The 9509-nt window shown below is 39.8% G+C and carries 11 protein-coding genes; all 11 read left to right on the top strand.

The window, feature by feature from the left end:
- Window positions 1-60 precede the first annotated feature (60 nt).
- Genes EK17_RS08240 through EK17_RS08190 form a run of 11 tightly spaced genes read left to right on the top strand, consistent with a single transcriptional unit; the run spans window position 61 to window position 9503 of the window.
- Window positions 61-1248, top strand: coding sequence for a hydrogenase small subunit (locus EK17_RS08240; protein WP_035589592.1), 1188 nt, complete (start codon window positions 61-63; stop codon window positions 1246-1248).
- Complete coding sequence (locus EK17_RS08235; protein ID WP_035589590.1) at window positions 1248-2942, top strand: nickel-dependent hydrogenase large subunit; 1695 nt, start codon at window positions 1248-1250, stop codon at window positions 2940-2942. Before EK17_RS08240 ends, EK17_RS08235 begins: the two co-directional genes overlap by 1 nt.
- 1 nt (window position 2943) lies before the next feature.
- Window positions 2944-3630: a Ni/Fe-hydrogenase, b-type cytochrome subunit gene (gene cybH, locus EK17_RS09165; RefSeq protein WP_051904537.1), complete on the top strand. Its 687-nt coding sequence runs from the start codon at window positions 2944-2946 to the stop codon at window positions 3628-3630.
- On the top strand, window positions 3623-4114 hold the full coding sequence (locus EK17_RS08225; protein ID WP_035589588.1) for a HyaD/HybD family hydrogenase maturation endopeptidase: 492 nt from the start codon (window positions 3623-3625) through the stop codon (window positions 4112-4114). Before cybH ends, EK17_RS08225 begins: the two co-directional genes overlap by 8 nt.
- Window positions 4092-4442, top strand: coding sequence for a hydrogenase maturation nickel metallochaperone HypA/HybF (locus EK17_RS08220; RefSeq protein ID WP_035589587.1), 351 nt, complete (start codon window positions 4092-4094; stop codon window positions 4440-4442). Before EK17_RS08225 ends, EK17_RS08220 begins: the two co-directional genes overlap by 23 nt.
- The gene (hypB, locus tag EK17_RS08215; protein WP_035589585.1) at window positions 4443-5096 is read left to right on the top strand and encodes a hydrogenase nickel incorporation protein HypB; all 654 of its coding nucleotides are present in this window, start codon (window positions 4443-4445) and stop codon (window positions 5094-5096) included.
- On the top strand, window positions 5089-7167 hold the full coding sequence (locus EK17_RS09160; RefSeq protein WP_051904536.1) for an HD domain-containing phosphohydrolase: 2079 nt from the start codon (window positions 5089-5091) through the stop codon (window positions 7165-7167). Before hypB ends, EK17_RS09160 begins: the two co-directional genes overlap by 8 nt.
- The gene (tlyA, locus tag EK17_RS08205) at window positions 7157-7867 is read left to right on the top strand and encodes a 23S rRNA (cytidine-2'-O)-methyltransferase TlyA (RefSeq protein WP_035589583.1); all 711 of its coding nucleotides are present in this window, start codon (window positions 7157-7159) and stop codon (window positions 7865-7867) included. Before EK17_RS09160 ends, tlyA begins: the two co-directional genes overlap by 11 nt.
- On the top strand, window positions 7860-8456 hold the full coding sequence (locus tag EK17_RS08200) for a DedA family protein (RefSeq protein WP_035589581.1): 597 nt from the start codon (window positions 7860-7862) through the stop codon (window positions 8454-8456). Before tlyA ends, EK17_RS08200 begins: the two co-directional genes overlap by 8 nt.
- Window positions 8449-9240 (top strand): sulfite exporter TauE/SafE family protein, encoded by a 792-nt coding sequence (locus EK17_RS08195; protein ID WP_035589579.1) that lies wholly within the window; start codon window positions 8449-8451, stop codon window positions 9238-9240. Before EK17_RS08200 ends, EK17_RS08195 begins: the two co-directional genes overlap by 8 nt.
- A complete protein-coding gene (locus EK17_RS08190) occupies window positions 9240-9503 on the top strand; it encodes a hypothetical protein (RefSeq protein WP_035589577.1) in 264 nt (87 codons plus the stop codon). Before EK17_RS08195 ends, EK17_RS08190 begins: the two co-directional genes overlap by 1 nt.
- Window positions 9504-9509 lie beyond the last annotated feature (6 nt).

The raw sequence follows: 9509 nt of genomic DNA, 5'->3' as shown, positions 1-9509 counted from the left end.
GGTGTGCGGGGGTGTTTAAATGTTAAATTATTTTTTCCTTTTTAATCAGGGAGGTGGGTTTTGAAAAATTCCAAGGATCTATTTGATTACTACAACTCAATCATCGATGAGGTGGACGAAAGGTTAAACGACCTCTATAGTAAGGAAAGGGAGGAGGAGTTTAACGAAAGACTTAAAGAGAACGGTTTTACAAGAAGGGATTTTTTAAAATGGGCTTCGTTTGTGACTGCGGCGTTGATGTTGCCGCCAGCTTTTGAGTCTCGGGTGGCAAAAGCAGCCGCTATTAAAGAGAGAACCCCGATTATCTGGCTGCATATGGCAGAATGCACTGGCTGCTCTGAATCTTTCTTAAGAACCCAGAACCCCGACATAGCAACATTGATTTTTGATCAGGTATCGTTAACCTATCATGATACATTGATGATGGCCTCAGGCGAAAGGGTGGAAAAACACCTTGATGAGGCTATGCAGCGATATAAAGGCAGGTATATATGCATTATTGAAGGTGCCATACCGACAAAGGATGGCGGCATCTATTTAAGGGTTGGCTCAAAAGGTGAAACGGGTCTTGAAAGGGCAAGAAGGGTTACAAAGGATGCAAAGGTGGTATTGGCATTTGGTACATGTTCATCATTTGGTGGCGTTCAGGCAGCATATCCAAATCCAACAGGGGCAAAGGGTGTAAGGGATGCATTGGGTATCGAGATTGTTAATGTACCGGGCTGTCCTCCAAATAGCATAAATATGGTGGGAACGCTTTTGCATATACTTTTGTTTGATAAGATTCCTCCGCTTGATTTGTTGTATAGGCCTCTTTGGGCATACGGCTCAAGAATCCACGACTATTGCGAAAGAAGGGCTCACTTTGATGCCGGTGAGTTTGTTGAGGAGTGGGGCGATGAAGGCGCAAAGAAAGGCTGGTGCCTGTATAAGATGGGTTGCAAAGGTCCTTTAACATACAACAACTGCTCGCGCTACAGGTTCAATCAGGGCACAAACTGGCCTATTGGTGCCGGTCATGGTTGCATAGGATGCTCTGAGCCAAACTTCTGGGATAAGATGGCACCGTTTGAGGAGCCTATAGCAGAAGGCACTATAAGGGTGCCTGGTGGAAAGGGCGTTGAGGCAACAGCTGATGAGGTTGGTAGTTTCCTTGCCGGGGCTACAGCGGCAGCCATCGGTATCCATGCTGCAGGTAGTATAATTAGAGGCAAGGCGACAAAAAACTCTACAAAGGAGAGTGAATAATGGCTGATAAGAAACATTTGGTCATAGATCCTATAACAAGAATTGAAGGTCATTTAAGAATTGAGGTTGATATAAAGGATGGCAAGGTTGTTAACTCCTGGAGTTCTGGAACGCTTTGGAGGGGTATTGAGCCTATTCTGCAGGGTAGAGACATCAGGGATGCAGGATTGCTGGTTCAAAGAATTTGTGGTGTTTGCACCTGGGCACACTATGAGGCAAATACGATGTCTGCTGAGGTTGCATTAAAGATCAGGCCACCCACGAATGCAAGGCTGATTAGAAATATGATTAACGCAACACAGTTTATGCACGACCATATCGTTCATTTCTATGCGCTGCATTCCCTTGATTGGGCAGATGTTGCTGGTGCTTTGAAGGCTGATCCTGTTAAGGCAAGTGAGCTTGCACATCAATTTTCAAAAGCTCCGTATAACGCCAGCGTTGACCATTACAAAGCTGTCATTGAAAAGCTCAAAAAGTTTGTATCAAGTGGTCAGCTTGGGCCGTTTTCTGGAGCTTATCTTGGCAATAAGCTCTACAAGCTCCCACCAGAGGGCGATCTGATCGTTATATCCCACTACTTAGATGCGCTCTATATTCAGGTGATACTGGCACAGATGATGGCTATATACGGCGCAAAAAACCCGCATCCACAAAGCCTCGTTGTTGGTGGTATAACAAGCGTTATGGATATGCTTGATGCAAGAAGATTGGGTGAGTATACATCCAAACTTGATAAGGTAGGAGAGTTCATTCAGCATGCCTACCTTGCAGATATAGATTTGATTACACACTTCTACAAGGATGAATTTGTTGAAGGGTGGGGCTGCGGCTCTTATAACTTTTTAAGCTACGGTGGTTTTCCAGAGACAAACGACTGGGAGGCAGAATACAGATATCTACCGCAGGGTGTTATTTTCAACAGGGATCTGACAACAGTTGAAAAGGTTGATGAGAAGTTTATCACAGAAAGTATTGCTCATTCATGGTATAAGGGACCAGATAAAGGTTTATACCCGGGTGATGAGCAGACTGTTCCTGAATACACAGGTCTAAACAGTGACGGCACGGTTAAAGGAGAGGGCAAATACAGTTGGGTAAAGGCTCCACGATATAAAGGCAAGATGATGGAGGTTGGTCCTCTATCAAGGCAGTTAGTTGGTTATGCCCTCAATCATAATAATATGCGTGAAATGTTGCAGATTTATCTTAATAAACATAACGCCAATATAAATCAGATGTTCTCAACCGTAGGAAGGACAGCGGCAAGGGCTTTAGAAACAGCTTATATCTGGGCTGGTGCATACAGATGGGTTGACGATTTAGTTAAAAACCTAAAGCAGGGCGATGAAAGAACTTGGACAAGGTTTGAGTATCCTGAGAAGGAGACAAATACAGCGGTTGCACTCTATGAGGCACCAAGGGGTTCACTTGCCCATTTCGTCAGGATCAAGGGTAAAAATGTAACCCACTATCAGGTTGTTGTGCCTTCAACATGGAATGCTTCACCAAGAGATGAGAAAGGCCAAAGAGGAGCCTACGAGGAGAGTTTGATTAATCTACCTGTGCCGGATCCAGAGGAGCCGCTTGAGGTGTTGAGAACAATACACTCATTCGACCCATGTCTTGCCTGTGCTGTGCATCTTGTGGATGTGGATAGTGGCAAGGTGAGAAAATTCAAAGTAGAGGTTTGATATGAGTTGTCTTAAAAAGAAATATGAATGGACGGTTGGTATAAGGGTTCTGCACTGGTTGACCTTTATAGCTATTGCTGTGCTGACCTTTACAGGGTTTTATATTGCAGAGCCGTTCTGGTTTACCCATACGCCTGGCACAAAGGAGGCTTATAACACATTCTCGATGGCAAATGTGAGACTGATCCATTTTATTGCAGCCTATGTGTTTCTGTTTGCCATTATTTTGAGACTGTACTATGCGTTTTTCTCCCGCTTTGATGCTGACTGGAAGGCGTTTATGTTTAGATGGCTCAATGTAAGGGAGTGGTTTTCAACACTGAAAAACTACCTGACATTTAAACCCTACGGTGTTGAGGGTTTAAAAACCAAATACAACCCTGTTCAGTCTCTTGCTTATTTTGCATTCATCGTTGCAAGTATTTTGCAGTTGCTTACAGGTTTTATTCTCTATACGATGAATGAAAACTCCATAAGGGGTGTTGCGGGCATTCAAAAACTGTTTTTCCCTGTTGTTCAGCTGTTTGGCGGCTATGCAAATATTAGAATAGCCCACCATCTACTTATGTGGTTTTTCATTATCTTTGTTATTGCCCATGTTTATATGGTTATAGCCCACGATATTGGAGAAAAGAACGCTACGCTTTCAGCCATGTTTAACGGCTACAAGTGCGAGAAGGATGAATAGTATCGCCGTTGTTGGATTGGGGAACCTCCTGCTTGCCGATGAAGGCTTTGGGGTTCACCTGATCCGCTTCCTTGAAAAAAACTACACCTTTGATAATGTTGATATAATTGATGGTGGCACAATAGGCTTCAATCTGATTGAATATTTTGTAACCTATAAACAGTTGATTTTTGTTGATGCTATAAAGGTGGATGATGAGCCTGGGAGTATTTATCGATTTGACTTAGAACAGCTGCCACCCAACATCACATTTGTTTCATCAATTCATGAGATCGGTCTTGGCGATGTTATCCATCATGCAAGATTTATGGGTGTTGAGGCAAAAGCAGTTGTGGTTGGTGTTGTGCCTTTTAAAATTACACCCAATGATTTAACAACGGAACTATCAGAGCAACTTAAGTCTCGCATGCAGGCTGTGGCTGATGTTGTTTTGAATGAAGTTAAAAAAGCAGGTGGCATATATGCACGAAGGGGCAATAGCTGAAAGTATTGTTGATATCTTGAGGGATGTTAAAAAAGATAATGATTTAGAAAAGATTACCTATGTAAAGTTAAGGGTGGGTATTTTTAGCGGTGTAATGGTCGATGCTTTGATGTTTGCCCTGAATGCATTAAAAAACGAGGAAGAATTCATAGTTGATACAAAATTTGAGGTTGAAGAGGTAGATGTTAAAGCGCGCTGTGTGCTCTGTGATAAGGTTTATATGTTTGATAAAACTACTGAGGTGTGTTTTTTATGCCCGCAGTGTAATATGCCGCTTGAGATTGAAAGTGGTAAAGAGATGGAAATTGCTGTTGTGGAGGGAGAATAGGTGAAACGTGTAGTGGTTGAAAAAAAGGTCTTAGAAAGAAACAGCTTATCTGCCGATAAAATCAGGGCTATTTTAAAAGAAAAAGGTGTATTCAGTATAAATGTTATGTCTTCCCCTGGTGCAGGTAAAACAACAATCGTTGAAAAGACAATTGAATCCCTTAAGGACAATTATAAAATCTCATTTATCGATGGTGATTTAGATACTGATAGGGATGCTGAAAGAGTAAAGCAATTAGGTGTGGATGTTGTGCAAATCAATACATCCGGTGCCTGTCATCTTGATGCTGATATGGTGTTAAAAGCACTTCAAAAGGTTTCTTTAAATTGCGATCTGTTGATTATTGAAAATGTGGGAAACCTGGTCTGTCCAGCAACCTTTGATGTAGGTGCTGCCAAAAATGTTGTGATCTTAAGCCTTCCAGAGGGAGACGATAAGGTAAAAAAATATCCTGTTATGTTTAATGTTGCCGATATAGTTATAATTAATAAAATCGATTTGCTTGGAATAGTTGACTTTGATATGATGAAAGTTGAAAGGGAATTAAAGGAGGTTAATCCCAAAGCCAAATTAATAAAACTTTCAGCAAAGACTTTAGAGGGGTTTGATAGCTGGTTAAAGCAGCTAAAAGATTGGTTGGCAGAGTATGGATGATGAGATAGAAAAATTATCAGTAGCGATTTTAAAAGAAGGGTTAAAAGAAGAGATACTTGATGGTATTGCCCGTGTTTTTGGTGTTGATGCGGTAAGCATAGTTGCAGTTAAGGATTTAGAGTTAGATTTCATAAGAACCTCTAACTACTTTAAAAATCACAATATCGATATAGAGACATTATACGATGAAACAAAGGAAAGAAGGCTTCTATTTTCCAAGGCTATTTATGAGAAAGTTGTTATGGTTGAGGATTATCAACATTATCCAGAGGCTTTAGAAGACTGGAAAGCCACAGGTCTAAAATCGGTTTTTCTTATTAAGCTTAGCGATAAATTCAATGCTGTTTTGGGTTTTGAAAACTTTGAATCTATAAAGCATTTTGATGAAGAATTCCTAAAGGCTGTAGATTTTATAAAGCCATTTATAGAAAAAGCCGTTGAAGTAGAACTGCTTGAGGGCTATCTAAAAAGAGAATATGAGCTGTTGAATATTAAACCACCCAAAGACTCCTCATCTGCAACATTAAAGCAATGGATAAACAATGCACTTTCAAAGATAAACCTTATAACGCATGCAAAGGCTGTGAGTTTTATCTTTCCTGCCTACGGTATATATGCCGTTTTAAGTAGGGATAATAGTTTTGTTAGTTTTAGAAAAACAAAGGCTATAGAAAAAATGCTTGTATACAAAATGTATAAGCAAAAGCTTAAAGGCCCATCTGTCTTTAGGTATGAATTTTCTAAGGCCTACTTTGATTGTATTGAGGATATCTACAGACGATACGGGGTTAAAAATCTGCTTATTTTACCGGTATGGGATAATAAAGAACTTAAGGCTGTGGCCGGCTTTGGCTATTCTGCTGATTATCATTTCTCCATTTACGATGTCAACTTTGTTGATCTACTTTCTCGCAGGCTTGTTGAGCAGATTGAGGCTACTGAGGAGTTTGATAGACTAAGGAGTGTTATAACCAAAAGCGAGCAGGATATAATCAACAGCTTTGTAATGACAATAGAGTTGAGGGATGTATATACGAAAGGTCATTCGCAGCGTGTGGCTTATTATGCTTTAAGGATTGCGCAGGTTTTTGGCTATGATGAAAAGTTTACCGAAAGGCTATATGTAGCAGGGCTTTTGCACGACATTGGCAAAATCAGTATTCCCGATGCGGTGTTGTTGAAACCCTCAAAACTCACCAAAGTTGAATATGAAATGATAAAATACCACCCGCTTCTTTCCTATGAACTTGTCAGACAGTTTAGAAGCCTAAAGGATTTAAAGCAGATTGCAAAGATTGTTAAATACCACCACGAACACTGCGATGGTAGTGGCTACCCTGATGCTCTTGAATGCAGGCATATACCAAAGGGTGCACGAATTCTTGCTATAGCTGATGTTTTTGATGCTTTAACAACATCCCGCCCATACAGAAAGGCGTTTCAAAAAGAGGATGCTATAAAGATTATGCTTTCAGAAAAGGGTCACTTTGATGAGTCTATGCTCAAACGATCTGTTGATGTTTTGATAAATAGTTTTGAAGATGCCATGAAGATATCATTTCAGTCCCTAATCCCAAAGGCATTCGGTGAGTATAAAACAAGATTTTCTACGATAGATCCGATGACGGGTTTACTAAAAAGGAGTGCTTTAATCAGAAATATTGAGCATCTTTTATCTATAAATAAGCCGTTTAGGTTGTATATGGTTGATGTGAAAAATTTGGATCTGGTTAATATTCGCATGGGCTCTGCAGTTGGCGATGAGGTTATAATTGCAACAACTGAATGCCTTGAGGAGCTTAAGAAGTTCAACGCCATATCTTTATGCAGGCTTGGTGGCGATTCGTTTGTATTCGTCGTGTGTGATAGGGGTATGTACGATAAGATTGAAAGCAGACTAAAAAATCTATCTCGATGTGTGTGTGAAAGGTTTAATAAGCAGGGTTTGAAGCTTGAAATCTCTTTCAGTATAGTCAGTTTAAACTCCGTTGAAGGCATTTCAGCCGATGAGCTGATTTATAAATTGAGAAAAGCCAAAAAGGCTTTGAGCACAAAATTGGATGAGACTTGATCTCTACCTTGTCAAAAAAGGTTTGGTTGCTTCACGCAGCAGGGCAGAGCAGCTGATTAAGCTTGGCAGTGTATTGGTTAACGGATCAACCATCTTAAAGCCATCCTATAAGGTTAAAGATAAAGATGATATTCAGGTTATTGACTCAATCAAGTATGTTAGCAGGGCAGGGCTTAAACTTGAACATGCGCTTGATGCATTTGGCATTGAGGTAAAAGATAAAATTTGCCTTGATGTGGGTGCTTCAACCGGTGGTTTTACAGATTGCCTGCTAAAAAAGGGTGCATATGTGGTTTTTGCTGTTGATGTGGGAAAAGACCAACTTGATGAAAGCCTTAAGGGTAATCCACGCATTAAGAGTTTTGAAAATACGGATATAAGAAATTTTTCTACTGATATGGTTTTTGATATTATCACTGTGGATGTGAGCTTTATTTCTTTAACAAAGATTTTAGAGCATGTTAAAGGATTTTTAGCAGAAAACGGTGATATGATTTGTTTAATTAAGCCCCAGTTTGAGGTGGGTGCTGGCAAAACAAAGAAAGGTATAGTCAAAGATCAAAACCTTATTGAGGGTGTGTTGAACAACATTAAATCTTTTGTGCAAACAATTGGTTTAAAAAGTCGCGGTATTGTCGAATCACCCATTTTAGGAAAAGACGGCAACAGGGAGTTTTTGATCTGGTTGAAACATGGATGATGTAGTTGTTTATCTTCAGCATATGGCAAACAAACCTATAATAGTTTATGCTGTTGGTTTTGTTGTGGCTTTTTTTGAATCTTTTGCATTTGTAGGTGAGCTGGTGCCTGGCAGTGTTGTTGCTGTTGGTATTGGAGCGTTGTGTTTTATGGGTTATGGTAATGTAGGAATAGCTATATTGCTTAGCTCAACAGGCGCTGTGCTTGCTGATTTTGCAAGTTTTTATCTTGGTAAAAAAAGCACAGAGGTGGCATTGTTTGGTCGCCTTGAAAAAAAGTATAAGAAAGCGTTTAAAAAGGGTGAGGATTTTTTTAAAAAATACGGGGGCATAAGCGTATTTGTAGGCAGGTTTGTTGGTCCTTTAAGACCCATAGTGCCCTATGTTGCAGGTAGTATGAAAATGAATTTTGCTGTCTTTTCTGTTTTTGCTGTTATTAGCGGGATTTTGTGGGGTATCTGGTATGTGGGTCTGGGCTATCTTTTTGCTCAAAATCTTGATAAAATAAAGCAATTTTCTATCTGGCTTGAAGTGTCTATAGCTATTGGTGTGTTGCTGTTTGTAGTTTTAAGAAGGTTAAAACATGATTGAAAGCTTTATTGTCGTTTTTATTGGAGCTTTTATAGCATCATCTGTTGGAGCACTTTTGGGTATCGGCGGTGGGATCATAATGGTTCCTATCTTTGTTATATTTGCCCATATACCTATTCAGATGGCTGTTGCAGTGAGTCTTTTTGTTATTGTCTCAACGAGTTTGCTTGTCAGTGCAAAGCATATACAGAGCAATGCTTTAAATTTGAAATTGGGTGTTATGCTTGAGCTTGTTACCACCCTGGGTGCCATTGCAGGAAGCCTGTTTGCGTTGAGGCTGCCTCACAGATTGCTTGTTGTGCTGTTTGGTGTGTTTTTAATATTTATCTCTTTTTCAATGTTCAGAAAAAACAGGGATGTTGAGCAGACAGAAGATGGCAAATTTAGCTATTTTGATGAAAAACTTAAAAAGAATGTAAGATATGATGTTAAAAATCTGCCGTTTGCCTTTCCTCTATCGTTTATTGCAGGCATTACATCAGGATTGTTTGGAATAGGCGGTGGTGTTTTAAAGGTGCCTTTACTTGTAAAGGTCTGCAAGATTCCTGTTAAAGTTGCGACTGCAACAAGCAGCTTTATGGTTGGTATAACAGCAGCTGCGGCCGTGTTTATCTATTTTAAAGGAGGATTTTTGAGGCCAGATTATGCCTTTTTGGGGTTGTTTGGATCTTTTTTTGGCTCTCGCATAGGAATAAAGATCCATTCGGCCGTTAATGAGGATACATTGAGGGTTATCTTTGCCGTTTCATTGATTGTTGTGGCTATTGTTATGGTTCTAAAATAATGAAGAATTTTGCTGTTTTTTTGAGGATACTTTTCTGGATAGGTTTTATTTTGCTATTTATAGGTTTTGTTTCTCAGTTTGTATCCATTGGTATAGCAAATTTATCTTTATCTTTAATAGGTCTGTATGTTATTATGGTTTCACCGATAAGCGTGGCGTTTTATGTGTTTGTTGTGAGTCTAAGGCAGAAGGAATATCTGCTTGCCTTTGCCTCTTTGCTTTTGATTGCGATTCTTGCCTTTAATATTATGCTTGGAGAATAAAAAAAG

The sequence above is a fragment of the Hippea jasoniae genome (assembly GCF_000744435.1).
Taxonomy (GTDB): domain Bacteria; phylum Campylobacterota_A; class Desulfurellia; order Desulfurellales; family Hippeaceae; genus Hippea; species Hippea jasoniae.
Note: the sequence above shows the minus strand (reverse complement) of the source record. Positions and strands in the feature narration are given on the sequence as shown.